Raw genomic sequence first — 25,811 nt, 5'->3', positions numbered from 1 at the left:
TCACCCCTAGCTTCGCTCTTCGCCCGAGTTGGAGCTTGAGCTGTCCAGCCCGAGGTTCTCGGGCGCGTGGAGCTTGACCATCGTGCGCTGCACCCCGGCCGGCACGTGCCGCTGGGTGAGCAGGGAGACGACGTACATGACCGTGAAGCCGAGCGGGACCGTCCACGCGGCGGGGCGGGAGAGCAGGATCTCGTACCAGGCGTCGCCGGTGTCGGTGAACATCGTGACGAGGCCCGCCGTCAGCGCGGGCACGCCGCCCGCGAGCATGCCGGCGATGGCGCCGACCGTCGTGATGCGACTCGACCAGATCCCCAGCATCAGCAAGGGGCACAACGAGGACGCGGCGACGGCGAACGCGAGGCCGACCATGTCCGCGACGGGCATGCCGGTCGACACGAACGTCATCGCCAGCGGCACGAGGCCCGCGAGCACCGTGGAGATCCGGAAACCGCGCACGCCGCCCAGGCGCAGCACGTCCTGCGAGAGCACCCCCGCCAGCGACACCACCAGGCCCGACGAGGTGGAGAGGAACGCCGCGAAGGCGCCGCCCGCCACCAGGGCGCCGAGCAGTTCGCCGCCGATGCCGTCGATCATCCGGGTCGGCAGCACGAGCACCACGGCGTCGGTCTGGCCGGTCATCAGCAGCTCGGGGGTGTAGAGCCGGCCGAGCGCGCCGTACATCGGTGGCATCAGGTAGAAGACGGACAGCAGGCCGAGCACGATCAACGTCGTGCGGCGCGCGGCGGTGCCGTTCGGATTCGTGTAGAAGCGCACGATCACGTGCGGCAGGCCCATGGTGCCCAGGAACGTCGCGATGATGAGCGAATAGGCCCCGTACAACGGGAAGTCCTGGCCGCTCGACATCGGCAGCGACCACATCTCGTTGGTGTTGTGCGCCATTGTGGACAGATGGGGGACGGGCGCGTCCTTCGGGAACGTGAACTCCGCGCCCTGCCCGATGCGGTGGTAGCCCTCGGTCAGCACGATGCCGGTGTTCTCGATGCGCACGCCGTCGACCTCGCCGGTGCCCTTGATGAACAGGGCCTTCTCGGCGTGGATCGTGGTCTGGCGGTTGAACGAGACCTCGGTGTCCTGCCGGAACGTGGGGTACTCGGGCTTGGTCAGCGAGTCGGCACCGTGCGCCTGCCAGACGACGATCAGGAACACGATCGGCACGGTGATCGCGGTGAGCTTGAGCCAGTACTGGAACGCCTGCACGAACGTGATCGACCGCATCCCGCCGGACGCCACGTTGACCGTCACGACCACCGTGACCACCAGCGCGCCCAGCCAGTCCGGCGCGCCCGTCACCGTGTTCAGCGTCAGGCCCGCGCCCTCCAGCTGCGGCAACAGGTACAGCCAGCCGATCGCCAGCGCCAGGATCGACGCGACCGCGCGCACGCCGCGGGACCGGAAGCGGGCCTCGGCGAAGTCCGGCAGCGTGTAGGCGCCGGACCGCCGCAGGGGAGCGGCGACCATCGTCAGCAGCACCAGGTAGCCGGCGGTGTAGCCGACCGGGAACCACAGCATGTCCGGCCCGTAGGCGAAGATCAGCCCGGCGATGCCGACGAACGACGCCGCCGACAGGTACTCGCCGCCGATCGCGGAGGCGTTCCACCACGGGGAGACCGTGCGCGAGGCGACGTAGAAGTCGGACGTGGTGCGGGAGACGCGCAGTCCGTAGGTGCCGACCAGGATCGTGCCCAGTGCGACGACCAGCACCGCCACGATGGCGTAACCACTCGTCATGGACGTTCGACCAGCTCCGCGAACTCGCGTTCACTGCGTTCGGCCTGCCGCACGTAGAACCAGCCCGCCAGCAGCAGCATCGGGCACGTCGCCACGCACAGCAGGAACCACGGCAGGCCGAGCCCGAGGATCCGGAACTTGCCGAACTCCGGCTCGATCGCGAACAGCAGCGGCAGCAGGCCCAGCGCCCCGCACGCCACCAGGCAGACCGAGAGCCCCAGCCGTCGTTGCGCCCGGATCAGCGTGCGCATGTAGACGGCGCCGAGCTCGCTCTGCTCGTTGATCTCGCGCGTGCCCGAGTACGGGCGGCGCGCACGGGGTGCCCGCGTGCGCGGGCTCGTCACCACCACGCGCTGGGTCGGCCTCGGGTCCGGCCGCCGGGGTGGTGGCGTCGTCACGACCCGAGCCCGTTCCTCGGTTGCAGGACACCGGCGCTACCGGACACCGGAGCTGGCCGGGCGCGGCGCACGAGCAGTTGCCGCAGGTGACGGGCGTGCCGGCGGCTGACCGGCAGCACCGCGCCGCCGATCGTGACGCTCAGGTGCCCGTCCTCCAGCCGCAGTTCGTCGATGTGGCCGAGCGACACCAGGTGGCTGCGGTGGATGCGGACGAACCCGGCGCTGCGCCAGCGTTCCTCGAGTCCGTTCAACGCCGCGCGCACGAGGCCGCTGCCGGTCGCGGTGTGCAGGCGGGCGTAGTCGCCGTGCGCCTCCACGTACCGGATGTCGGCGAGACGGATGAACCGGGTGACGCCACCGAGTTCGACGGGGATGACCTCGTCACCCATCTCCGGCGGCGTGGAGTTCGCGGGCTGCGCGGGCGCCGGGGTGACGGGTTCGGCAGCGGTCTTCGAGTCCCAGACCTCGTGCACGATGCGGTGCACGGACTCCGCGAGCCGTTCCGCGCGCACGGGCTTGAGCAGGTAGTCGAGCGCCTTCAGCTCGAACGCCTCCACTGCGGGCTGCTGGTGCGCCGTCACGAACACGACGGGCGGCGGCTGCGCGAACCGCGACAGCACACGGGCGAGGTCGAGACCGTCGAGCCCAGGCATGCGGATGTCGAGGAACACGGCGTCCAACGGCTGCCCGGCGTCCATCGCGCGGTGCAGCACCCGGAGTGCCTTGGTGGCGTCGGTGACCGCTTCCACGTGGGCGATGCGCGGATCGGAGCGCAACAGGTACGTGAGGTCTTCCAGCGCGGGCGCCTCGTCGTCGACGGCGAGCACCCGCAGCGAGCGCTCGAGGCCGCCACGTCGATCCGGCCCCTCGCAGATGGGGCAGGGCAGACCTGAGGTCATTCGAGATCGAGTCCAAACTGTGTACGGCCGATCCTCACGTGGCGGCGATTAGACCACGCTCGGTCATCGCGCGCCTGGTGAGCCGTGGGCGTCGGATACGCGATCATGCCCCCTCACGGAGGGTGACCCGCCGCGGGGGTCCGGTCGCGCACCGTGTGCACCACGAGCACCCCCTCCCACCCTGAAACCCCGATCGGGCGCATCATCCGCCAGGGAGAGGAGGAGCGGAAACCCTCCGATCGGGTGTGTCTCGGTGACGAGGTGCGAACCCTCAGTGAACTCAGCCGGTCGCAGTGCGGAGAAGATCCAGTCAGGGCTGCCGGATCGCGCGAGGCTGAGCCGCCAGAGCGTCACCGAGCGTGATCTCCAGCTCGATGAACGACTCCTCGGCACGGCGGGCGGCGACGCTCACGGAGGCGGCGGCGGCCGGGCCGACCAGTCTGCGGGTGGGCGCGCGCAGCGCCTGGATCGCCTCGGACCACTGGTTCGAGAGCTTGGCGAGACCGCTCAGCGTGTCCACCAGTTCCTCGGTGTTGTCCGGCGGTGACGCGACGATCTCCGCCAGCCGGTCGCGCAAGGCGTCCAGTGCCGGGTCCACGGATTCCTCCAGTCGTGCTGCGCCAGACATTTCCCCACTGGGCAACACCATATCTCGACCTCTGCGGTCCAGTGCAATGATGTTGCCCCAAGGGGACTACCCGGTCAATCGATTGCGCAATCCGTCTCAACTGGCGGTTGTCTCAACTGGCGCACACTTATGGCCGCCGACTGAAATGAACGCGATTCGGCGTTTAGTCGACGGTTCCCGACACCGTGTCGGTTCTACGTGCCTGGTAGGCCCGGCGGTACCGGTGGCGCCGGGCCTGGCCCGTGTGTCCCAGGTCGCATGAATCACGGCATTGAGTTACGTCGGCCGAAGGACTTCTCGACCGACGTATTAACTCTCTTGCTGCAATGCGGCGCGGTCGAGCGCACGCGGAGTTCCATCGTTCGGTTCAGACGGAAATAGTGGCCGGTTCCACTAGGACGCGGCGGGCGTGCCGCGGGTCTCGTCCTCCCAGCCCAGCACCGGGGCGCCGAACCCGCCGCCGGTCGACGTCCAGGTCCACAGCTGCGTCTTGCCGTCGACGGCCCGCACGGCCGCGATGTCCTCCTTGCCGTCGAGGTCGAAGTCACCCGCTGTGAACACCGGCGCGGTCAGAGCACCGCTCCACCAGGTGCGCGCGGCGAAGTCCGCGGCGGTGTGGACGACCAGCTTCGTGCCGCTCGCGGCCACGACGTCCCCGCGTCCGTCGCCGTCCACGTCGGCGGACACCAGCGTGACGTCGGCGGCCCGGTAGTCGCCGCCCTGCCAGCGCACCTCGCCCGCACCGAACGCCGTACCGGACGACGCGTAGGTGCGCACGCTCGTGGCGCCGTTCTCGTCCCGGACCTCCGCGAGGTCGGCCTTGCCGTCACCGTCGAAGTCACCCGCGACGATCTTGCCGCTCACGCCTTCGAGCCACGTCGTGGGCGCACTCAGGTCGGCGCCGCGGAAGACCAGCACCCGCGAGCCGCTGGCGGCCGCGACATCGGTCTTGCCGTCGCCGTCGAAGTCACCGGAGGCGAAACTGGCCCGGTCCAGCGGCAGAGCACCGCTCCACGGCACGGGCGGCGCGCCCAGGCGGTTGCCGTCGGACTGGATCAGGATCAACCGGGTGTTGTCCCCGCTGCGCCGGAACTGGACCAGTTCGCTGAGGCCGTCACCGTTGAAGTCGCCCCTGACGTGCGGACCCCACTGGTCTTGCCCCGAGGTGATGCCGGTGTCGTACAGCTGCGTTCCGGCGTGGAGACCACCGTCGCGCGCCGTCGCGTTCCAGATGGTCATCCGGCCGAAGTCGTGGCGCTGCATGAACGTCACGTCCGCGCGGCCGTCACCGTTGAGGTCACCGCCCACGTGCGGCTGCACCGTGACGGCCCGGCGGGCGAACGCGTCCCAGGTCCTGGCGTGGTCGCCGCTGTTGCCCGCCCGGTCGACAGCCCGTGCGTAGAAGGAAGCCGTTCGCGTCCCGTCTCGCGGCAACGTCAGCGGGACGACGGCGCGACCGTCCGGCCCGGCCTTGACGAAGGCCGTCGCCGAATCCTGGCGCAGCCCGAACTGGTAGCCGTAGACGTCGTCGCCCGGCGTGGCGGGGGACAGGGTGATCGTCCCCGTGGTGCCGGCGGGGATCACCGCCTGGCCGTTCGGGTAGTCGGTCGAGGAGAGGATCGGCTTGCCCGGCCGGACCGAGTCGACCAGGAACCAGCAGTCGGTGCTGTACGGGCCGGTGTCCGTGCCATCACTGGTCTTCGCGCGGTAGCTGTACTTCTCGCCGTGCTTGAGCAGACCGACGGGCAGTTCGGGCCACGAGAACGCCGATCCGGAGGCGGTCGGGCCGACGGTGCTGGTGTGCACCGCGGTTCCCGCCGCGTCACGGATCTCCAGCGTGGTGCTCACGTTGTCGTCGTCGAGGTCCTTGGCGCCGCCCGAGAACTGGCCCGGTGGCGGCATGATCGTGGGCGCGTCCGCCGTGCCACACGCACGCGGGTACGAGGTGTTCACGACCGGCACGCTCGGCGCGTTGTTGTAGTCCACGGCGAGGATCACGCTCTTGGGCACGATCGCCTTGCCGTACGCGGGGTTGTGCTCCTCCTGCGCCCGCAACCCGAACCCGATCGACCCCGACCGGTCGTCGGCCGCCTGCTGGAGCACCTGCGTGATCTGGTCGCTCTCGAACCCCAATGGCGTGTTGAACTCACCGCACGCCTGCGCGGCCCCGGTCGCGACCTGGGCGCGCCAGAGATCAGCCGAGGTCCGCCAGGTCAGTGGCCTGGCCGGATCGATCGCGCCGGTGTTCCACAACTGGACGGACGTCTCGTCGCACGACTCGGTGCGGTCGACGACCAGGTAGACGCCGACCTTGATGATCCGTGCACCGGCCAGATGCCGCGTGTCGAACTGGAACAGGGACCGCCAGACACCACCGTCGATCGTGCCGGCGCGGACCGTCCCCCGGTCGGTCTCCCAGTACGAGGTGTCCGGCTGCAGCTCGTTCACCTGCGTCCACGCGACCAGTTCGCTCGCGTGGGCCGCGGCCTGGACCGGTGGTGTGATCAGTGTCGTGAGCAGCGCCAACAGCGCGCCACAAGACAGAATTCTTCTCACGAGTCTCCCCCTCGCTCATGAATGCTGCATCGCATCCACGCGCGAGGGAGAGGTTCGGTTGCCTACGTACTCAGAGCCTGCCGACGTCCGTGATCGTCACGACCGCCTCGCCCAGTTCGTCGGACGCGGCCAGGTCGACCTCGGCGTTGAAGCCCCAGTCCTTGTCCCCGGCCGGGTCCTCGAAGATCTGCCGGCACACCCAGCGCTCGCGCTCGACGTTGATGATCAGGAACGCCGGGCCGCGCGCGTTCGGGCCCGCGCCGATGTCCGAGTGCTCCTCGAAGTACGGCTCCAGCGCATCCATCCACTCCTTGGCCGTCCAGCCCGACTCGTGGTCGAGCTCGCCGAGGGAGTACCAGTCGCGCTTGGCGGCCAGTTCGACGCGGCGGAACAGCGCGTTGCGGACCAGCACGCGGAACGCGCGGACGTTGCGCGTGACGGCCGGCGGCAGGTCGGCGCGGACCTCCTCGACGGGAGCGTCCGGGTTGGTGAGCTTCTCCCACTCGTCGATCAGCGACGAGTCGACCTGGCGGACGAGTTCGCCCAGCCACGAGATCAGGTCGTTGAGCTCCTCGGTCTTCGCCTCGTCCGGCACCGTCTGCGACAGTGCCTTGTAGGCGTCGGCCAGGTACCGCAGCACGAGGCCCTCGGAGCGCGCCAAGCCGTAGAACGCCACGTACTCCGTGAACGTCATCGCGCGCTCGTACATGTCCCGCACGACGGACTTGGGGGACAGGTCGTAGTCGCCGACCCACGGGTGGCCACGGCGGTAGGTGAAGAACGCGGCGTCGAGGAGTTCGGCGAGCGGCTTCGGGTACGTGACCTCGTCCAGCATCTCCATGCGCTGGTCGTACTCGATGCCGTCGGCCTTCATCGCGCCGATGGCCTCGCCACGCGCCTTGTGCTCCTGCGCGCCCAGGATCTGCCGCGGGTTGTCCAAGATGGACTCGATCACCGACAGCACGTCCAGCTCGTAGCCCGGCGCCTCGCGGTCGAGCAGCTCGACGGCGGCCAGCGCGAACGGCGACAGCGGCTGGTTCAGCGCGAAGTTGAACTGCAGGTCGACGGTGAGCTGGAAGTCGTTGCCGTGGCGTTCGACGACACCGGCCGCGACCAGCGCCTTGTACATCGACAGCGCGCGACGGATGTGCTTGAGCTGCTTCGGTCGGTCCTCGTGGTTGTCCTCCAGGAGGTGCCGCATGGCCTGGAACGCGCCGCCGAGGGGACGGCCGATCACGTTCAGCAGCATCGCGTGCGAGACCTGGAACGACGACGTGAGCGGTTCCGGTTCGGCGCCGACGAGCCGTTCGAACGTCGCCTCGCTCCACGACACGAACCCGTCGGGAGCCTTCTTGCGGACGATCTTGCGGCGCTTCTTCGGATCGTCACCGGCCTTGGCCAGCGCCTTGATGTTCTCGACCTCGTGCTCCGGTGCCTGCACGACGACGGTGCCGATGGTGTCGAAGCCCGCGCGGCCCGCCCGGCCGGCGATCTGGTGGAACTCGCGGGCCTTCAGGATGCGGGTGCGCGTGCCGTCGTACTTCGACAACGCGGTGAACACGACCGTGCGGATCGGGACGTTGATGCCGACGCCGAGGGTGTCCGTGCCGCAGATGACCTTCATCAGACCCGCCTGCGCGAGCTGCTCGACCAGGCGGCGGTACTTCGGCAGCATGCCGGCGTGGTGCACGCCGATGCCGTGCCGGACCAGCCGCGACAGCGTCTTGCCGAACCCGGCCGAGAACCGGAAGTTGCCCATCTTCGCCGCGATGGCCTCCTTCTCCGGCTTCGTGGCGACGTTGACGCTCATCAGCGACTGCGCGCGCTCCAGAGCCGCGGCCTGGGTGAAGTGCACGACGTAGATCGGCGCCTCACGGCCGTGCAGCAGGTCCTCGATCGTCTCGTGCAACGGCGTGGAGACGTACTGGAAGTTCAACGGCACCGGGCGCTGCGCCGAACGGACCACCGCCGTCGGCCTGCCGGTGCGCCGCGTCAGGTCCTTCTCGAAGAACGAGACGTCGCCCAGCGTCGCCGACATCAGCAGGAACTGGGCCTGCGGCAGCTCGACGATCGGCACCTGCCAGGCCCAGCCGCGGTCGGGCTCGCTGTAGAAGTGGAACTCGTCCATCACGACCTGGCCGACGTCGGCCGTGTGGCCGTCGCGCAGCGCGATGTTCGCGAGGATCTCCGCGGTGCAGCAGATGATGGGCGCCTGGTCGTTGACGCTGGCGTCGCCGGTCATCATGCCGACGTTCTCCGGGCCGAACACCTCGCACAGCGCGAAGAACTTCTCCGAGACCAGCGCCTTGATCGGCGCGGTGTAGAAGCTGCGCTGGTTGGCCGCCATCGCGACCAGGTGGGCGCCGATCGCCACCAGGCTCTTCCCCGACCCCGTGGGGGTGCTGAGGATGACGTTGGCCCCCGAGACGAGCTCGATGACCGCTTCCTCCTGCGCCGGGTACAGCGCGAGGCCGCGCTCGGTAGCCCAGTGGGAGAAGGCGTCGAACAGTTCGTCTTCGTCGGCGATCGAGGTGAGCCGGTCCGTAAGTGCAGTCATCGCAGGTGAACTATAGGTGGTACGCGTATTCGGTGAACTCCCAGTCGGTCACGAACCGCTGGAACCGGGCCACCTCCTCCCACTTGAAGTCCACATAGGACCGCACGAAGTCCTTGCCCAGCACCTCGACCATCGCCGTGTCCTCCTCCAGATAGGCGAGGGCGTCCGGCAGCGTGGCGGGCAGCGTCGGGGCCTTCGACGGGTCGTAGCCGTACCCGGCGGACGGCCGCGGCGGCTCGATCCGGTCGCGAATGCCCAGGTAGGTGGCCGCGACGAGACCGGCGATGCCGAGGTAGGGGTTCGCGCTCGCGTCACCGAGCCGCAGTTCGAGCCGGGTGGTCTCGCCGCGCTCGGCCGGCACCCGGAGCATCGAGCTGCGGTTGTCGAGTCCCCAGTCGATCAGCCACGGCGCGAGCGAGTCCGGGCCGAACCGCTTGTAGGAGTTGACCGTGGGGTTGAGCAGCGCGGCCAGCGCAGGGGCGTGCTTGAGGATGCCGCCGATGGCCCACCGCGCCTCGTCCGACAGGCCGCTGGAGCTCCCCGGCGCCTGGAACGCGTTGCGGCCGTCCTTCTCGTGGCACGACAGGTGCAGGTGGAACCCGCTGCCGCCGCCGTCGTTGAACGGCTTGGCCATGAACGTCGCCAGCCGGCCCTCGCGCCTGGCCAGTTCTTTCACGCTCGTCTTGAAGCGGAACGCGCGATCGGCCGCGTCCATGGCGGGCGAATGGACGAGATTGATCTCGAACTGGCCCCCGGCGTACTCGTGGTTGCCGCCGGTCGTCTGCAGGCCCGCCGAACTGAGTGTGCGCAGAGTTCTCAACAGATGACCGTCCGAATCGCCCCGGCGGCCGGTCGCGTAGACGTTTCCGGGCTCGTCGCAGTACGGCCGCCACCCGTTCGGGCGATCTTCGTCCGGTTCGCAGAGAAAATATTCCAGCTCGGGCCCGATCACCGGGGACAGCCCGGTGGTCTCGAACACCTCCAGCGCTCTGCGCAGCACCTGTCTGGGAGATTCGTCGACGGGCCTTTCGTCGGACGGGCTCACCGCGTCGCCGATGCACCACGCGACGCCCGGCTCCCACGGGATCGGGAGCAGCGTGTCGAGGTCGGGGACCACGATCACGTCGGGCAGCCCAGCGTCGAGCACACCCCCGGTCTCAGTCGTCTTGCCGCCTGGAGTGGTGCTGTACACGGCCCGGCAGAACGACAGTCCGCGCTGAATAACCGCAGGTAGGTGCTCTACGAGGACGTCACGGCCCCGGTCGGTGCCGAGCAGGTCGGGGAAGACGACGCGCACCACGTCGATCCCGTCCTCGCCGAGTCTTGCCGCGAGTTCCCGTGTCACCTGTTCACCGACCACGTCGAACTACCTTTCCGGCACAGTGTGTCGCTGACGCGGAGGGGATAACGTTGAGGGGCAAACGCTATCGACCCGTCCGTGGAGCAAAGACCGCCATTGGTCCCCGTTCGGTGCTCCACACTCATCGTCCACCACGGGGCAACAGTCCGTAACTGGACGGGTGACGACCGTCACGAGATCATGCACGATGTGGGATCGTGATCAAAGTGGTTGCGGACCGACTCGCGCCACATCACAGACATAGTTCGGAACCGCAAGTATTGTGCCGGGAACACCTGAGCTCGAGCACGGGAGACTTTGAGTTGTCTGGTCACCACACGATTGCCGAGACCGAGAAGGCCGTCCAGGCCAAGCTCGGTGCGGTGCCGCTGCATCGCGAGCAGATGGCGGCGGTGTCGAACATCCACCGCGCCGCGACCGCGATTCGCCAGCACCTCGAGAACTCGGTGCTGCGCACCAGCGATCTGACCTGGACCGGCTTCGTCGTGCTCTGGGTCGTGTGGATCTGGGGCGAGATGGAGACGCGCTACGTCGCCGAGGAGGCGGGTATCTCCAAGGGCACCTTGACGGGCGTCGCCAAGACGCTGCAGTCACGGGGCCTGCTGGAGCGCCTGGGCCACCCGACCGATGGGCGTCTGGCGGTCCTGCGACTCACCCCTGAGGGTGAAGAACTGATGGCCGACCTCTTCCCCAAGTTCAACGAGGAGGAGGTCTTCGTCAGCGGTTCGCTGGAGTCGTCGGAGGCCCAGTCGCTGGCCGAGATGCTGCGCCGCATGGTGACGCACCTCGAGGCCAACGGCGAGCAGCGCCGGCTCGACCTTCGCGGAGACACGCCGCTGCCGCCGCGCCGATCCGGTCGGCGCGCCAAGCACGGCTGACTCGACGCCCTTGGGCGACTCACCGGGGGTGAGTCGCCCAATTTGGCGTTGAATCGAGGTCTGCCCGGTCAGAGGGCAAGGCCCTGACCAGCGCTCAGAGCAGGCTCAGCACCCGTGCGTGCAGGGTGTCGAGGTAGTCCTCGGACTCCGGCTTCATCAGCACGCTGCGCAGCACCCGCGCACCGTCCACATCGGCCTCCACCTCGGGATGCCGGGCGGCGAACGCGGTCTTCGACGCCCGTGCCACGCTCAGGAAGATCGGGTCGACGGCCGCGTTCATGCCCGTCTCCATCACGCGGTGGGAGGCGGCGTCCACCGCGGACAGGGTCAGCGGGTCGGTCCGCGGGAAGTACGTGACGATGTCCAGCTCAGGCTCCTGGTAGAGCTCCAGGGCCTCGGACTCGCGGATGATCGACGCCCACCGCACGGCCGCCCGCCGTCCGGCCGCCAGCACCTCGCCCAGACCGTCGCGCGTCAACGGCAGCAGCCGCAGCGTCAGCCAGAGCCCGGCCGCCGCGGCGCCCGCGCGGGAGCACTCCAGGCTGATCTCGCCCAGGTGCATCTCGTCGGACGTGAAGTACGTGTAGGGGGAGTCGTGCAGGTAGAAGTGGCCCACGGACGGGTCGCGGAACAGGACCGCGCCGCAGCCGTAGGGCTGTAGACCGTGCTTGTGCGGGTCCACCACCACGGAGTCGCACGAGCCGATGGCCTCCCACGGCTCGGGCGCGAGATCGGTGCCCGCGAGCAACGTGAAGAAGCCGCCGTACGCACCGTCCACATGCACCCGTGCGTCGTATCGGCGTGCGACGTCCAGTACAAGATGCACCGGTTCGATGGCACCCAAAGCGGTAGTTCCCGGGGTGACGACGACGGTTCCGACCTTGCCGGTCTTCAAGAGGTCTTCGAGCGAGTCCAGATCCATGCGACCTAGGCCGTCCACGGCGACAGGGAAACCCTCGATACCGAGGACCCCGCACATCCGTGAGTGCGTGTAGTGCGCCTCGGAGGAGTACGCGACGCCACGGGTCGGATGCAGCGAACGGGCCACGAAGAGCGCTTCGAGGTTCGCGATCGTGCCGCTGGAGGTCAGGTGGCCGAGGTGCTGATCGCCGTAACCGAACATCGTCGCCAGGTCCGAGACGACCTCGCGTTCCATCGCGGCGGTCGCGGGGCCGCCGTCGAGGGCGTGGTTGTTCGGGTTGATCAGCATCGCGGACAGGTAGCCCACGACGGCCGCCGGATGCGGCGGCTTGAGCATCTGTCCCGCGTAGCGCGGGTGGAAGAACGGGTAGTTGTCGCGCAGCCGGTCCTGCAGCTCCGCGAGCGCCGAACCGAAGAGCGCCGGGTCGACCTGCAGGGACGAGTGAGGTGTGAAGGTGCCGTAGTCGGCCGTCCACTTCTCGTGGTTGGCCAACGCCTCGTTGAGCCAGTGCTGAAGATCCACCGCACACTCCACTCGTCCACACGCGAAATCCGAATGTTCGAATTTGGACGTTACGGCAGACCCCAGCGCGAAGACGAGCCGTTCGCTTTCACATCACGTGCTGAGACGTCAGGACGTGTGCCGCGACGCGACACCACGGCGCTCTGACCTCGACGAAGCGGGATCTCGATGGCCGATCCGCGCGTCTTGTAGTCGAGGCGTCGTCCCCACGTGTCGCGGACGTCGATGTCGCCCGCGATCCCGTGCTCCAGAAGCAAAGGCGAGCCCGCCTCCGAATGGACCTTGATCCAGTCCGTCCGTCCGGAGGAACGGGAAGCGTCCACAAGGAACGCTCCTTGCGTGCGCAACGACGAGATGGACGCATCGGCCCATGTGGACGAAACGGACGGGAAGACGCGCACGACGTTGTTGTGAGACTGGACCATCATTTCCAGCACGGCCTGACCGGACATCAGCGGCGACTCGATCGCGAGGTTGCCTCCCTCGCGGTAGAAGGTGTTCTCGGTCAGCACGGCGTTCGTGCCGACCTGTTTGCGGTCGAGGAAGTAGCGCAGGAACTGGAGCGCCTCCTCCGGCCGGCCCATCGCCGACGCCATCGCGGACGCGGCCCCGTAGCTGTACCCGGCCCACGCCTGCTGCCGCGACACCCAGTGGTCGAACGTCTTGTTGATCAGGTCGCGGTGCTCCGGCATGTCATAGGTCAGTTCGCGCAACGGGTAGAACCAGAGCATGTGCGAGAAGTGCCGGTGCGAGTCGTTGAGCGACACGTCCTTGCCGATCAACGCGCCGTTCGGACCCAGGTGGTAGGGCACGAGCCTGGTGGCGATATCGCGCCAGCGCGCGTTCTCCTCGATGGACAGCAACGTGCGCACGCCCCAGCGGATCAGCGAGAGGTCGTACGTCGTGTCCGTGGCGTTCGCGTACTCCGGTGAGCGCGTCTCCGGCAGATGCAGCTTGCCGTCCGTGCCCTCGACGAGGAAGCGGGCGTAGTAGTTGACCGCCTTCGTCAGGATCGGGAAGAGGACGTCCTTGAGGATCTTCTTGTCCATCGTGTGCCGGTAGCCCAGCCAGACGTTGTGGCAGGCCCACAGAAGATTGCCCGTATGGTCGTTCGGCGCGACGCCCGGAACGCCGCAGTAGCGCGGCCCGGACCGCAGCGTGCGGTCGCCGGGGTGGCAGATCGCGTACGAGTTCCCGTCGCGGTAAGCGGGGTTCACGTTGAGCTCGAGGTTGTGCTCGAACCGCTTCAACGTCGTCGTCACCGCGTCGAGTTCGTGGTGGTTCGAGCCGTTGATCAGCGGATACGAGATCTGGACGTTGAGGTTCCACCACACGGCCGTCCAGCTGTTGCCCTGCTCGGGGAACCACGGGCCCCATTCGGAGATGACGGGCGCGTCGTTCCTCGTCGCCGCGGCCATCTTGTAGAGCTGCAACCAGTAGAAGCGCTGCACGAGCTTGTCCGGCACGGACACCAGCGACTTCGCGAAGTAGGCGTTCCACCAGCGGCGATGCTGCAGCGCCAGCACCTCGGACGGGATCGCGAGCGCCTGCCGCACCTCACGGATCGCGTCGGACGTGTGCGTGTCCGCAGGGTGTGTGTACGCAACGTGCGCCGCGAACCGGCCGTTGCGGGTCTGCCAGGCCGTTGTGTAGCCGCCGCCCGCGAGCAGCGGCTGGGCGGCGTAGGAGACGCCGTTGGCCGTGCCCAGGGTCGCGGTGGGGTTGGCCGTGTAGTCGGCCGGCCTGCGGATCTGGCGGGTCGTAGACGACTCCAGCGGCTGGAAACCCCAGGTCGCCTCGCCTTTGACGGAGGCGAGGAACGTGCTGCGCGAGTTGTGCACGAGCATCGTGAACGTGGCGCTGCCCTGCGTGGTCGTCACCGAGCCGGTGAGCTCGGCGTTCCACAGGTCGAGCGTCCAGTCGACGGCGGTGATCGCGCCGGCGAACCCCAGGGTCAGGTACCCGATCGGCAGCCGGGACAGGCCGACCGCGGCTTCCCAGTGTTCGCGCTGGTCCTGGACCTCCGAGTGGCTGAGCATGAGCTTCAGCTCGTTCGCGGTGCGGCCCGCGTAGACCTGGACGCCCAGGAATCCGTTGGCGAGGAACGGACTGTCGCCCCAGTTCTGCGGCAGTTTCCTCCACTCCATGCGGGCATCGCGGACCACGTCCCGGTGCACGTTGTGACCCGATGTTTCCGGCGCTGCGACGGCGGAGCCCACCCCGAGTGCGGAGGCCCCCACGGCCGCGCCCGTCCCGTACAAAAAGGTTCTACGCGACAGCTCTGTCACTGTTCGTCCCTCCGTGCCGTGGCGGCGGCGGAACGGATCTAACCGCAGAAATCATCCGATGACTAGCGAGCCTGTGACGATCAACGCCCTTCTTGCCCGCAAATCGTTGTTGCACAGTCCTAGCCATAGCCGAGGTCGGGCAATTAGCGTGACGGTTCATGTCACCTGTTGCCATGCACATGAGCGACGGTCTGCTGAACGCGCCGGTGTCGGTCGCCTTCCTCGTCCTCGCGGCGGTGGGCGTCGGGTTCGCGTTGGTCAAGGCCCGTGCGGACCTCGACGACCGCACGGCGCCGATGGCGGGCCTGGTGGCCACGTTCATCTTCGCCGTCCAGATGATCAACTTCCCGATCCTGCCCGGCGCGTCCGGGCACCTGCTCGGCGGCGCGCTCGCCGCGATCCTCGTCGGCCCGTGGGTCGGCGCGCTGTGCGTGACGATCGTGCTGGTGGTGCAGGCGCTGCTGTTCGCGGACGGCGGCCTCACCGCGCTGGGCGCGAACGTCACCAACATGGCGCTGATCGGCACCGCGACCGGGTTCCTGGTCGCCGTCGCCCTGCGCAAGATCGCCGAACGGGGCAAGGGCGGGCTGTTCGCCGTCGCGTTCATCTCGGCGTTCGTCAACACGGTGGTCGCCGCGACCGGCTTCATCGTCGAGTACGCGATCGGGGGCGCGGGCGGCGTGGAGATCGGCAAGGTCGCGCTGCTGATGTGGGGGCTGCACGCGCTGATCGGCATCGGTGAGGGCCTGATCACCGCCGTCACCGTCACCTCGGTCGCGTCGATCCGGCCTGACCTCGTCTACCTGCTCAAGGGCAGCCGCAAGCCGCTGGAGGTCCGGCCGTGAAGAAGTTCGCCATCGGGTTCGTCTTCGTGTCACTGCTGATCGCGGGCGTGCTCTCGTACTTCGCGTCCGGCGACCCGGACGGCCTGGACAAGACCGTCGAGGACACCGGAATCGCCGAGCACGCGCAGGAGCACCCGTTCTCCGGCAGCACGTTCGCCGACTACGCGCTCGGCGGTGACGACAAGTTCACCGGCCTCGCGGGCGTGCTCGGCGTGATCGTGGTGCTGGGCCTGTCGTTCGGCCTGTTCTGGGTGCTGCGCAAGAAGTCCGACGCCTGATGAGCGGCGGCCACGACGTCCTGCACCACGCCGGCGACTCGCCGGTGCACCGCCTCGCGCCCCACGTGAAGATCCTCGTGGCGTTCGGGGCGGTGCTGGGCGTCGTGGCGACCCCGCGCACGCTGTTCCCGCTGTTCGGGCTGTACCTGCTGGTGATCGTCGCGGTGTGGTTCGCCGCTCAGGTCCCCGTGCTGTGGTTTCTCAAGCGCGCGGTGATCGAGGCGCCGTTCGTGGTGCTCGCGTTCCTGCTGCCGATCTTCGGCACGGACCCGCGCACCGACTTCCTCGGCTTCTCCGTGTCGGTCGAAGGCTCTTTGGCGGGCTGGAACATCCTCGCCAAAGGCACGCTGGGTGTGCTGATCAGCCTGACCCTGGCTGCCACGACCGCACCGGGGGAGTTGCTGCGCGGCCTGCAGACGTTGCGGGTGCCCGCGCCGTTGATCATGATCGCGACCCTGATGCTCCGGTACGGCGAAGTCGTCGTGGGCGAGGCGAAGCGCATGCGCGTCGCCCGCATCTCGCGCGGCGACGACCCGCGGTTCCTGTGGCAGGCGGGCGCGGTCGCCCGGTCGGTCGGCACGCTGTTCATCCGGTCCTACGAACGCGGAGAGAGGGTGCATCTCGCGATGGTGTCGCGTGGCTGGACGGGCAATCCGGGAGGAGGCTCGGCGACCATCGTTCCCGAGACCGTGGTGGCTCCGGCGCTGGAGGTCTCGAAGCTGGCCTTCGCGTATCCGGACGGGCACCAGGCGTTGTTCGGCGTCGACCTGCGCGTCGACCACGGCGAACGCGTCGCGGTGCTCGGCCCGAACGGCGCCGGCAAGACCACGTTCGCGTTGCACCTCAACGGAGTTCTCGGCGGCGGCTCCGGCTCGATCTCGATCGCCGGGCTGGAGGTCCGCAAGCAGAACCTGCGCGAGATCCGCCGCCGCGTCGGACTCGTCTTCCAGGACCCCGACGACCAGCTGTTCTGCCCGACGGTCGGCGAGGACGTCGCGTTCGGCCCACGCAACTTCGGCATGTCCGATGTGGACGCGCGGGTGCTGAAGGCGTTGAGCGCGGTGGGAATGGAGTCGGTCGCGGACCGCTCCCCGCTGCACCTGTCCGGCGGCCAGCGACGCCGCGTCGCGCTGGCCTCGGTACTGGCCTGCTCGCCGGAGATCCTGGTGCTGGACGAGCCGTCGGCGAACCTCGAACCGGTGGCCCGCCGCGAACTGGCGGAGCTGCTGCTCTCGTTGGCCCCCACCATGCTCATGGTCACGCACGACCTGCCGTTCGCGTTGCAGATCTGCCCTCGCAGCGTGCTGATCGACGACGGCGTGGTCGTGGCGGACGGCCCCACCCGCGAGATCCTCGCCGACAGCGCTCTGTTGGCGCGCCATCGGTTGGAGTTGCCCTACGGGTTCCGGCTCGACTGAAGTCCTTTCAGCACGATCTCCAGCAGCACGGCGGGATTCGCCCCGTCGTGCATGCTCTGCAGCATCCCCTTCATGAGCACCACGAGGTCCGTGGCCGTGACGTCGGCGCGGACCGTTCCCGCTTCCTGGGCTCGGCGAAGAAGCCCGCCCAACGCCTTGTGCAGGCTCTTGCGCAGCTCGGGTGACACGGTGATCGCGTCGGACATGTCCCGCTTCACCGACGCCTCGTCCGCCATCTTGGTGAGGAACGCGAACAGCGCTTGCCGGGGATCGTCCGCGGGCGCGTCGGCCGACGCGATCATGGCCGACACCCGCGTCTCCGTGACGGCCTGGAACAACGCCTGCTTCGTCGGGAAGTGCCGGTAGACCGTGCCGGGCCCGACCCCCGCCCTACCGGCGATCTCGTCCAGCGGCACCTCGAACCCCTGGGTGGCGAACAGCTCCCGTGCCGCGTCCAGCACCTTCTCGCGATTCCGCGCCGCATCGGCCCTCATCGTTGCCAACCGGGGCGTGCGTTCCGTATCGTCATAACCGGGGTCACCGTTCCGATTCTACTGTGGGGATGAAGCCATGACACGCACGCCCGAGCAGATCGTCGACCACGTCCGCCGCATGGTCGCGGGGGAGCAGACGCACAGCCAGTTCGCCGACCTCTTCGCCGAGGACGGGGTGATGGCCTACCGCTTCCCGACGCACTTCCAGCCGGAGGAGATCAAGGGCCGCGAGGAGATCCGCGCGTACTTCGGCCAGGTCCGCGGCGCCGCCGTGCGCGACAGGATCGAGATCCAGAGCGTCGAAGCCCAGTGCTGGCGCACCAACGACCCGTCCGTCGCGGTCGCCGAGATCACCCACCGCGGCTGGTCGAAGGTGAAGCAGGACTACTACACGTTCACCGCCGTCGCGATCATCCACTTGCGCGATGGCGAGATCGTCCGCTACGACGACTACATGAACCCGTTGCTGCTGACCGAGCTGCTGGGCGTATGACCTTCGACCTCGCCGCCTGGTGCGTCGCGGAGCTGGGAAGCCCGGTGTCCGAGGTGCTCTACGAGCGGGTGTCGATCTCGTCGGTCCACGGCCTGCTTCTGGCCGACGGCCGCGAGGTCTACGTGAAGGCCCGCGAGGACGACGGCCGAGCCGTGTCGTGCCTGGCCGCGCAGGGAGTGTTGGCGGAGCGGGGGTTTCCGTGCCCCCGCCCGCTCACGCCGGTCGTGTTCGCGGACGGGCTGGCCGTGCACGCCGAATCGTCGTTGCCCGGCGGGGAGATGCTGCTCGGTTCCTCGCCCGACATTGCCCGGCGCTACGCGGCCGTGTTCGCTTCCTTGATGGCGTTGCTGGCCGACGTGTCCGTGCCACCACCGCTGCCGTCACCGCGCTGGGCTCGTTGGGACCACACGGATCCCGGGGTGTGGCCGGCGATCGACTTCCTCGACGCGCGGGACCAGAGCGTCGTGCCACCGTTCGTTCTCGAAGCGGCTACTCGTGTGCGTGCGCGGCTGTTGGCCACTTCGCTGCCGTGCGTGCTGGGCCACACCGACTTCGAGGCGCAGAACCTGCGCTGGCACGACGGTTCGGTGCTGGCCGTGCACGACTGGGACAGCCTGGCGTGGCAACCCGAGGCCGCCCTTGTCGGAGCGGCCTCCGGCGCGTTCGCCAACGCGTCGCCTCCCAGTCTTGTGCCCCTGGAATGTTCTTCGGCGTTCATCGAGACCTATCAGCAGGTCCGTGGGCGTGCGTTCTCCTTGGAGGAGATGGAGATCGCGTGGGCCGGGAGCATGTGGACCGCCTTGCACAACGCACGCTGGGAGGTGCTGCACGGCGATCCGACGCCGTCCGGTGACGCCGTGCGGGAGCAGGGGGCCGAACGCCTGCGGCTGGCGAACGCCTAGCTGGCCGCGCGACGCCGGCGTTCCGCCAGCACCGCCGACAGGTACGGATGCGGGTGCGTGTACTCGACGCGCGGCGACCGGATCGCGGTCCCGACGTCGTCCGACAGTCGCGACCCCAGATCCCACCGCGCCTGCTCGGTCAGCTCGTGATACCGGCTCAGGTACTGCCGCGCCGCCAGCACCAGCTCGTCCGGCAGTTGCGACAGGTCCAGGCCGGACGCCCAGTCGGCGAGCTGCGGCGGCATCGTGGCGAGTTCCACCTGTTGCTTCGGCACGCGAGTGTGGATCACGACGGTGCCCGCGAGGTAGTCGCCGACCCGCTTGCCCTGCGGGGAGAACAGCGACACGAACAGTGCGACCGCGCCGCCCATGCCGAGTGCCCAGAAGTCCACGAAGAAACCGCCGAGCGCGCGCACCAGGGCGTGGCGGAAGCGGATGGCGCCGCCGTCGTCGCGCACCACGCGCAGGCCCATCACGAGTTTGCCCAGCGAGCGGCCGCGGGACAGCGACTCGACGGCGGTCGGGTAGCCGATCAGGACGAGCACCGTCAGGGACAGCGCGAGGGCTGTTTGCAGCGCGTCGTCGAAGCCGATCGGCACGAGCAGTGACACGAGCAGCAGCAGGCCGAACTGCACGGCCACGTCGAACGCGAACGCGACGGCCCTGCTCGCGAGCTGTGCGACGCGCAGGTCCAGAACTACGGCTTCACCGGTGACGAGGTCCCCCACGCGGATAGTGTGACTCATCGTGGATCTGGACGTGTTCATCGATCGCCATCGCGAGTCGTGGCAGCGGCTCGAGAAGCTGGTCAAGCGCTCCGGCAGGCTCACCGGTGCCGAGGCCGACGAGCTGATCGAGCTCTACCAGCGCGTCACGACGCACCTGTCGATCGTGCGCAGCCAGACCCCGGACCCGGCCACGGTCGAACGGTTGTCGTCGCTGGTCGCGCAGGCGCGGTCGGCGCTGACGGGCACGCACACGCCGGCCTGGCGGGTCTTCACGCGCTTCTTCACGCACCGGCTGCCCGCGGCCATCTACCTCGGCTGGCGCTGGTGGGTGCCGGCCGGCGTCGCGTTCTACCTGGTCACCGGCATCATCGCCGCGTGGATCGCCTCCAACCCCGACGTGCAGGCCGCCATCGCCGCGCCGGACGAGCTGCGCGAGATGACCAAGGTCGGCGGCGGCTACGAGTCCTACTACTCCAGCGATCCCGCCGGGTCGTTCGCGGCGAAGGTGTGGACCAACAACGCGTGGATGACCGCCGCGTGCCTGTTGCTCGGTGTGCTGTTCGCGATTCCGCCGATCTACCTGCTCTTCACCAACGCCGTGAACGTCGCCGTCGGCATCGGACTGATGTTCGGCGCGGGGCGCGGTGAGCTGTTCCTCGGGCTGTTGGCGCCGCACGGGTTGTTGGAGCTCACGGCCGTGTTCGTGGCGGCGGGCATCGGTATGCGGCTCGGGTGGCAGGTGATCGACCCCGGCAAGCGCACAAGGGCCCAAGCCCTTGCCGCGGAAGGACGATCAGTCGTCGCCGTGGCGCTCGGACTGGTCGTGGTGCTGCTGGTCTCCGGTGTGCTGGAAGGCTTTGTGACGCCGTCCGGCCTGCCGACGTGGGCGCGCGTCGGCATCGGCGTGGTCGCGGAGGTGCTGTTCCTGTTGTACGTCTTCGTGATCGGGCGGCGGGCCGTGCAGCAGGGCGAGACGGGCGACGTGGACGCGAGCGAACGTGAGGACGTCGCGCCGGTCGCTGTCTAGAGCTTGCCCGCGGCCTTCAACGAGAGATAGCGGTCCGCGAGAGCGCGTGGCAGGTCATCGGGCAGTGCGTCGACGACGTCGACTCCGTGCCGTGCGAGCAACGCGGTGAGACGGCGGCGTTCGGCCAGAGTGCGTTCCGCGGCAGCAGCCGTGTAGACGGCCTCCAGGTCGCCACGTCCGGCGGCCATCGCGTGCACGGCCGGGTCGGACACCGAGGCGATCAGCAGATGATGTCGTGAGGCCAGCGTCGGTAGCAGCGGCAGCAGGCCGTGCTCGATCGACGGCTCCAACGACGTCAGCAGCACGACCAGAGAGCGGCGTCCGGCGCGGCGCAGGACCTCGGCCACGGCGGCGCGGGCGTCGAACTCGACCAGTTCGGCTTCCAGCGGTCCCATGGCCTGCACCAGGACCGGCAGCGTGGCGCGGGGGACCGAGGCGCGGACCTTGTGGCTGAACGCCAGGAAGTCCACCTGGTCGCGGGCCTGCGATGCCAAGGCGGACAACAACAACACGGCGTCCATCGACGTGTCCAGACGCGGCAGGCCGCCCAGGGCGCCCTCGACGCGGCTCGCGGACGTGCGGGCGGTGTCCAGCACGATCGTCACCTGACGGTCGCGTTCCGGACGCCAGGTGCGCACCACCACGTCCGTCGAACGAGCCGACGCACGCCAGTCGATGGAACGCACGTCGTCACCGATGACGTACGTGCGTAGCGAGTCGAACTCCGTGCCGGCGCCACGGATCAACGACGCACGGCGGCCGTCTAGTTCACGCAGGCGTTCCAACAGAGGCGGGAGATGACGGCGGCTGTGGAACGGCGGCAACGCGCGCACGGTCCACGGCACGACGTGCGAGCCTTGCCGTGCCGCGATGCCCAACGGGCCGAGGGAACGCACGGTCACACGGTCCGCCGTGCGATCGCCGCGACGCACAGGCCGTAGCTCGAAAGACAACACACGCGAGCCACCAGCAGGCACATCAATCGGAACGCGGTCAGAGACCACACCGGCAGAAGGCGCCCACGCGTCACGAAGAACACCACGCAGCCGACGGCCGGGGTTGTGCACGGTGAGCTGAACAGAGCACAGCTCGCCCGTGCGCACCGAGGTCGCTCCCGCACGCGAGAACGTCAACGGCCGGACGCCGGCAGCCAACAGCAAGTCAGCCGCCACGCACAGCACCAAGACACCGAGCACGACGAGAATCCCTTGCCACGACGGCAAGAGGAGTCCGACGACGAGAACCCCGATGAGCGCGAGCAGGCCCGCGCGACCCGTGAGCGCCACGTCAGCGCGGCACCTGAACCGCGCCGAGCACGCCGTCCAGCACGCCGTCCGCCGTCACGCCCTCCAGCTCGGCCTCCGGACGCAGCTCCAGGCGATGCCGCAGAGCAGGGCGGGCCAACGACTTCACGTCATCCGGCGTCACGTAGTCACGGCCCGAGAGCCACGCCCACGCGCGCGCGGCAGCGAGCAGAGCCGTTGCACCACGCGGAGAAACGCCCAGGCGGACAGCCGGAGACTGACGAGTCGCACGGCACACGTCCACGACGTACGCGATCACCTCGGGCGCCACGGTCAACGCGCGCACGGCCGCCCCACCGGCCTCCAGGTGCGCAGCACTCGCCACCGGCTGCAACGAGGACAGGTCACGCGGATCGAACCCGGACGCGTGGCGCGTCAGCACGTCGATCTCGTGCTCCCGCGCGGGAATCGGCATCGTCACCTTCAGCAGGAACCGGTCCAGCTGCGCCTCGGGCAACGGGTACGTGCCCTCGTGCTCCACCGGGTTCTGCGTCGCCACGACGATGAACGGCGAGGGCAGCGGCCGGGTCTTGCCGTCGGCGGAGACCTGCCGTTCCTCCATCGCCTCCAGCAGCGCGGCCTGCGTCTTCGGCGGCGTCCGGTTGATCTCGTCGGCGAGCAGCAGGTTCGTGAAGACCGGGCCCTCGCGGAACGAGAACGCCGCGTTGTGCGAGTCGTAGACCAGCGAACCCGTCAGGTCGCCGGGCATCAGGTCCGGCGTGAACTGCACACGCGTCGTGGTCAGGTCCAACGCGCGCGCAAGAGCACGCACGAGCAACGTCTTCGCAACGCCCGGAACACCTTCCAACAGCACGTGTCCCTTGCACAGCAACGCGAGGATCAACGACGTCACGGCGGCGTCGTTGCCCACCACGGCCTTGCCGATCTCCGCGCGCAACGCCACCAGCGCCGTGCGGGCTTCCTCGGTGGTGACCACAGCCGTCATGCCTTGCGCACCTCGTCCTCCAGAGCGTCCAGATCAGTTGCCAGCGCGACCAGCCCCCGGTCGTCCACCGACCCCTCGTCGTACAGCAGCGCCCGCACCGAAGTGACGGGACGCGAAGTCCTGCGGGCGATCTCCTCGGACGGATCGTCCCCCACCGGCACCCCCAGCAGCGGCGCCAACCGGTCCCGAGTCGCCTGCCGCAGCACCGAAGCGGCGTGTGCGGCGGCGTGCGACCGTCGATACAGCCGCGCCCTGCCTTCCACGGTCTCGGCGGCGCGCACCACGACCGGAAGCCGTTCGGGCACCACCCGGCCGAGCCTGCGCGCCCGCCACAGGGCGATCAGCACGGCCGCGATGCCGAGCTGCAGGGCGGCGAACTTCCAGCCGTCCGAGACCAGGTCGGTCAGCGTCTTCTGCTGCGACCTGTCCGCCGCCGACGGCACGTACCAGACCAGCCGTTCGTGCTGGCCCAGCAACGACAACGCGAGCGCCGCGTTGCCCTCGGAGTCGATGTCGCGGTTGGTGAAGATCCCGCCGTAGCCGATCATCGTCACGGTGCCGGTGCGCACCAAAGTCGAGTCGTAGCACCGTTGTTCGCCCTCGTAGACGAACCCGCCCGTGGTCGCGGCGCCCGCCTTGGCCGCCAGCGGGCAGCCCGGCTGCCTGGTCTCGGGCTCCAGCCGGCTCACCCCGGTCGCGGGCGCGAGGAGCACGGTCGCGGAGGCCCGGCGGCTCAGGTCCGCGAGCCGTTCCGGGTCGATGAGGTTCGGCTGCGTCACGAACAGCGTCGCACCGTCCACAGAGGACGCGTCGTCGGTGAGCTCGACGCGCACACCGTTCTGCTCCAGCAGGTCGGCGACCGCGTGGCTGCCCTCCGGCCGGAACGAGCGGGGGTCGAACGACCCGCCCTCGCCGCTGCCGCGCACCAGCGTGATCACGACCGCGGTGAAGAGGATGATCACGCCGATGAGCAACGGCCCGCGCGCGGCCGTCCAGATCCGCCCGGCGTCGGGGGAGACCGTCGTCATCCGCGCACCTTGCCGTCCACGGAGACCAACGCCTGATACCCCTCCGCGGTCGCGGTCCTGCCGCCGTACCAGACGTCGTCGAACTGCATCGCCGCGCCGCGCAGGTCGACCGCGAGCGCCGGAAGTGCCTGGCCTGCCTCGAAAGCGACCTCGTCCACGGTCCGTCCGGCTCGTGCGTCGAGCACGCCGCGTTGCTCCAGTTCGCGCACCACGGCACGGAAGCGTTCGCGCACGGCCTCGGCCAGGTCACCGGCGGCCGCGGCCTTTTCGGCGGCTGCCCGGTGCTCCGCGGCCGTCATGACAGTGGAACCGAACACCTTGGCGCCCGAACGCAGCACACGGCCCGTGCGTCCGACGCGGAGCCGGATGACGATCACGATCAGCACCACCACGGCCACGATGATCACGATCGCGGTGAGGCCGCTCATGCCACCCGCCCCGGCGAAGAGCTCGCCGAGGCGGTCGAGGATCCACTCGATGGCGCGTTGCAGCGGGTTCGGGTCGTCGGAGACGTACGCCGGGTCGCTGAGCTCCCGGGCGGCCGCCTCCCTCGCCTCGTCGCGGCCGAGATCTACCGGTACGTCAGCTACCGCCATGCCCCGCGGCCCGCTGGAGTTCGATGTCCATGCCCTCGGAACGCATCCGGCGGTCGACGTAGAGCAGCACGGTCACCGCGGAGCTGAACGGCAGCGTGATCGTCGAGGCGATGATCGCGCCGATGGTCGACAGGATCAGCGAGCCGATGCTCAGCGCCGCCGTGGGGTCGGGCGAGAACCCGGTCGTCGCCGCGCCCAGCAGACCGAACGGCAGGCTGATGATCCAGCTGATCACCCAGCCGATCACGACGGTGAGCAGCAGGATGCCGAACGTCCGCCACCAGGCGCCGTCCACGAGCTTCTTCGAACGGCCGAACGCGGTGGTGACGCCGCAGCGCTCCAGCACCAGCGCGGGCGTGACCAGGGCGAACAGCACCCACAGCCAGACGCCGGGCACGATGCACAGGATCAGGCCGACGGTGATCACGAGACCGGAGAGCAGCGTCGCGCCGAGCAGCGGGAGCAGCCGCGGCTTGAACTCCTCCCACGCCTGCGCGAACGTGACCGGCTTGCCCAGCACGGCGTGGCCCACGATGACGGTGATGAAGCCCGACAGGAACACGGTGCCGAGCAGCAGCAGGAAGACGCTGAGCAGCGTGCCGGTCAGGAAGCCGGTGATGGCGCTGGTGAACTGGTCGATCGCCTGTTCCTGCGTAACCGAGTTCGGGTCGAGCGTCACGACGGCGGTGAGGTCGTCGAGGAACGGCAGCTGCACCAGCAGGCCGACGATCTGCGTGACCGCGGCGACGACGGCGGCCGCGCCGATGATCAGCTTCGGGTAGCGGCGCATCGTCGTGATGGCGCCGTCGACGATCTCACCGACCGCCAGCGGGCGCAGCGGGATCACACCGGGCTTGATCGTCGGCTGCGCTCCGGGCGGCGGCGGGGCGTTGTAGCCGTACTGCGGCGGCGGCTGCTGCCCCGGCTGCTGCGGCTGGTTCGATGGCTGGTCCGGTGAGGACCAGCCGGGCGTTTCGGACATCTCGGCTACCCCC

At 69.0% G+C, this 25,811-nt stretch carries 23 protein-coding genes and 1 pseudogene; 8 read left to right on the top strand and 16 right to left on the bottom strand.

The window, feature by feature from the left end; genetic code table 11:
- Positions 1 to 6 precede the first annotated feature (6 nt).
- From OG205_RS18440 to OG205_RS18410, 7 genes are all read right to left on the bottom strand, one after another.
- Positions 7 to 1,749 carry a sodium/solute symporter gene (locus tag OG205_RS18440; RefSeq protein WP_330277469.1) on the bottom strand — a complete coding sequence of 581 codons (1,743 nt, stop codon included), beginning with the start codon at positions 1,747 to 1,749 and terminating at the stop codon, positions 7 to 9.
- On the bottom strand, positions 1,746 to 2,147 hold the full coding sequence (locus OG205_RS18435) for a hypothetical protein (protein ID WP_319973292.1): 402 nt from the start codon (positions 2,145 to 2,147) through the stop codon (positions 1,746 to 1,748). The genes OG205_RS18440 and OG205_RS18435 overlap by 4 nt, the downstream gene beginning before the upstream one ends.
- On the bottom strand, positions 2,144 to 3,046 hold the full coding sequence (locus tag OG205_RS18430; RefSeq protein ID WP_330277468.1) for a LytR/AlgR family response regulator transcription factor: 903 nt from the start codon (positions 3,044 to 3,046) through the stop codon (positions 2,144 to 2,146). The genes OG205_RS18435 and OG205_RS18430 overlap by 4 nt, the downstream gene beginning before the upstream one ends.
- Before the next feature lie 310 nt (positions 3,047 to 3,356).
- The gene (locus OG205_RS18425; RefSeq protein WP_093588124.1) at positions 3,357 to 3,644 is read right to left on the bottom strand and encodes a hypothetical protein; all 288 of its coding nucleotides are present in this window, start codon (positions 3,642 to 3,644) and stop codon (positions 3,357 to 3,359) included.
- A 423-nt stretch (positions 3,645 to 4,067) separates the two neighbouring features.
- The gene (locus OG205_RS18420; protein WP_330277467.1) at positions 4,068 to 6,230 is read right to left on the bottom strand and encodes an FG-GAP repeat domain-containing protein; all 2,163 of its coding nucleotides are present in this window, start codon (positions 6,228 to 6,230) and stop codon (positions 4,068 to 4,070) included.
- 70 nt (positions 6,231 to 6,300) lie between these two features.
- Positions 6,301 to 8,787, bottom strand: coding sequence for a DEAD/DEAH box helicase (locus tag OG205_RS18415; protein ID WP_330277466.1), 2,487 nt, complete (start codon positions 8,785 to 8,787; stop codon positions 6,301 to 6,303).
- Positions 8,788 to 8,797: 10 nt separating this feature from the next.
- The gene (locus OG205_RS18410) at positions 8,798 to 10,147 is read right to left on the bottom strand and encodes a glutamine synthetase family protein (RefSeq protein ID WP_319973288.1); all 1,350 of its coding nucleotides are present in this window, start codon (positions 10,145 to 10,147) and stop codon (positions 8,798 to 8,800) included.
- Between the two features lie 302 nt (positions 10,148 to 10,449).
- Here OG205_RS18410 and OG205_RS18405 point away from each other — a divergent pair, with 302 nt between their 5' ends.
- Positions 10,450 to 11,025, top strand: a complete 576-nt coding sequence (locus tag OG205_RS18405; protein WP_319973287.1) for a MarR family winged helix-turn-helix transcriptional regulator — start codon at positions 10,450 to 10,452, stop codon at positions 11,023 to 11,025.
- A gap of 94 nt (positions 11,026 to 11,119) precedes the next feature.
- On the opposite strand, the gene OG205_RS18400 is transcribed toward OG205_RS18405, so the two are convergent.
- Both OG205_RS18400 and OG205_RS18395 read right to left on the bottom strand, forming a co-directional pair.
- Positions 11,120 to 12,469, bottom strand: coding sequence for a pyridoxal phosphate-dependent decarboxylase family protein (locus tag OG205_RS18400; RefSeq protein ID WP_330277465.1), 1,350 nt, complete (start codon positions 12,467 to 12,469; stop codon positions 11,120 to 11,122).
- A 50-nt stretch (positions 12,470 to 12,519) separates the two neighbouring features.
- Entirely contained in the window at positions 12,520 to 14,616 is a 2,097-nt protein-coding gene (locus tag OG205_RS18395) for a glycosyl hydrolase family 95 catalytic domain-containing protein (RefSeq protein ID WP_330277464.1), read from the bottom strand.
- A gap of 299 nt (positions 14,617 to 14,915) precedes the next feature.
- Between OG205_RS18395 and OG205_RS18390 the strand changes: the two genes are divergently transcribed.
- The 4 genes and pseudogenes from OG205_RS18390 (at position 14,916) to OG205_RS18375 (ending at position 17,298) form a co-directional block, all read left to right on the top strand.
- Complete coding sequence (locus OG205_RS18390) at positions 14,916 to 15,602, top strand: energy-coupling factor ABC transporter permease (protein WP_330277463.1); 687 nt, start codon at positions 14,916 to 14,918, stop codon at positions 15,600 to 15,602.
- Positions 15,599 to 15,880 carry a PDGLE domain-containing protein gene (locus tag OG205_RS18385; RefSeq protein ID WP_330277462.1) on the top strand — a complete coding sequence of 94 codons (282 nt, stop codon included), beginning with the start codon at positions 15,599 to 15,601 and terminating at the stop codon, positions 15,878 to 15,880. Before OG205_RS18390 ends, OG205_RS18385 begins: the two co-directional genes overlap by 4 nt.
- Positions 15,880 to 16,518 (top strand): annotated as a pseudogene (cbiQ, locus tag OG205_RS18380) (cobalt ECF transporter T component CbiQ); the annotation flags it as partial. The gene OG205_RS18385 and the pseudogene cbiQ, both read left to right, overlap by 1 nt.
- The gene (locus tag OG205_RS18375; protein ID WP_442916825.1) at positions 16,507 to 17,298 is read left to right on the top strand and encodes an energy-coupling factor ABC transporter ATP-binding protein; all 792 of its coding nucleotides are present in this window, start codon (positions 16,507 to 16,509) and stop codon (positions 17,296 to 17,298) included. The pseudogene cbiQ and the gene OG205_RS18375, both read left to right, overlap by 12 nt.
- Here OG205_RS18375 and OG205_RS18370 read toward each other — a convergent pair.
- Positions 17,277 to 17,792 carry a TetR/AcrR family transcriptional regulator gene (locus OG205_RS18370; protein ID WP_330277461.1) on the bottom strand — a complete coding sequence of 172 codons (516 nt, stop codon included), beginning with the start codon at positions 17,790 to 17,792 and terminating at the stop codon, positions 17,277 to 17,279. The genes OG205_RS18375 and OG205_RS18370 overlap by 22 nt on opposite strands.
- Before the next feature lie 76 nt (positions 17,793 to 17,868).
- Between OG205_RS18370 and OG205_RS18365 the strand changes: the two genes are divergently transcribed.
- Together OG205_RS18365 and OG205_RS18360 are read left to right on the top strand one after the other, a co-directional pair.
- Positions 17,869 to 18,285: a nuclear transport factor 2 family protein gene (locus OG205_RS18365; protein ID WP_330277460.1), complete on the top strand. Its 417-nt coding sequence runs from the start codon at positions 17,869 to 17,871 to the stop codon at positions 18,283 to 18,285.
- Positions 18,282 to 19,187 carry a phosphotransferase gene (locus OG205_RS18360; protein ID WP_330277459.1) on the top strand — a complete coding sequence of 302 codons (906 nt, stop codon included), beginning with the start codon at positions 18,282 to 18,284 and terminating at the stop codon, positions 19,185 to 19,187. Before OG205_RS18365 ends, OG205_RS18360 begins: the two co-directional genes overlap by 4 nt.
- Here OG205_RS18360 and OG205_RS18355 read toward each other — a convergent pair.
- The gene (locus tag OG205_RS18355) at positions 19,184 to 19,915 is read right to left on the bottom strand and encodes an RDD family protein (protein ID WP_330277458.1); all 732 of its coding nucleotides are present in this window, start codon (positions 19,913 to 19,915) and stop codon (positions 19,184 to 19,186) included. The two genes, OG205_RS18360 and OG205_RS18355, sit on opposite strands and share 4 nt — an antisense overlap.
- A 19-nt stretch (positions 19,916 to 19,934) precedes the next feature.
- On the opposite strand from OG205_RS18355, the gene OG205_RS18350 reads away from it, so the two are divergent.
- Positions 19,935 to 20,942 carry a stage II sporulation protein M gene (locus OG205_RS18350; protein ID WP_330277457.1) on the top strand — a complete coding sequence of 336 codons (1,008 nt, stop codon included), beginning with the start codon at positions 19,935 to 19,937 and terminating at the stop codon, positions 20,940 to 20,942.
- On the opposite strand, the gene OG205_RS18345 is transcribed toward OG205_RS18350, so the two are convergent.
- The 5 genes from OG205_RS18345 to OG205_RS18325 are packed head-to-tail and all read right to left on the bottom strand — an operon-like array spanning position 20,939 to position 25,798.
- A complete protein-coding gene (locus OG205_RS18345) occupies positions 20,939 to 22,228 on the bottom strand; it encodes a DUF58 domain-containing protein (protein WP_330277456.1) in 1,290 nt (429 codons plus the stop codon). The genes OG205_RS18350 and OG205_RS18345 overlap by 4 nt on opposite strands.
- A gap of 1 nt (position 22,229) precedes the next feature.
- The gene (locus OG205_RS18340) at positions 22,230 to 23,192 is read right to left on the bottom strand and encodes an AAA family ATPase (protein WP_330277455.1); all 963 of its coding nucleotides are present in this window, start codon (positions 23,190 to 23,192) and stop codon (positions 22,230 to 22,232) included.
- Entirely contained in the window at positions 23,189 to 24,220 is a 1,032-nt protein-coding gene (locus OG205_RS18335) for a DUF4350 domain-containing protein (RefSeq protein ID WP_330277454.1), read from the bottom strand. Before OG205_RS18335 ends, OG205_RS18340 begins: the two co-directional genes overlap by 4 nt.
- Entirely contained in the window at positions 24,217 to 24,816 is a 600-nt protein-coding gene (locus OG205_RS18330; RefSeq protein WP_330277453.1) for a DUF4129 domain-containing protein, read from the bottom strand. Before OG205_RS18330 ends, OG205_RS18335 begins: the two co-directional genes overlap by 4 nt.
- Positions 24,803 to 25,798: a hypothetical protein gene (locus OG205_RS18325; RefSeq protein ID WP_330277452.1), complete on the bottom strand. Its 996-nt coding sequence runs from the start codon at positions 25,796 to 25,798 to the stop codon at positions 24,803 to 24,805. Before OG205_RS18325 ends, OG205_RS18330 begins: the two co-directional genes overlap by 14 nt.
- Between the last annotated feature and the right edge of the window lie 13 nt (positions 25,799 to 25,811).

Origin of the sequence: Lentzea sp. NBC_00516 (assembly GCF_036346835.1) — a bacterium.
GTDB lineage: Bacteria > Actinomycetota > Actinomycetes > Mycobacteriales > Pseudonocardiaceae > Lentzea > Lentzea sokolovensis.
The sequence above is the reverse complement of the archived record's forward strand: the minus strand, read 5'-3'. Positions and strand labels throughout refer to the sequence as shown.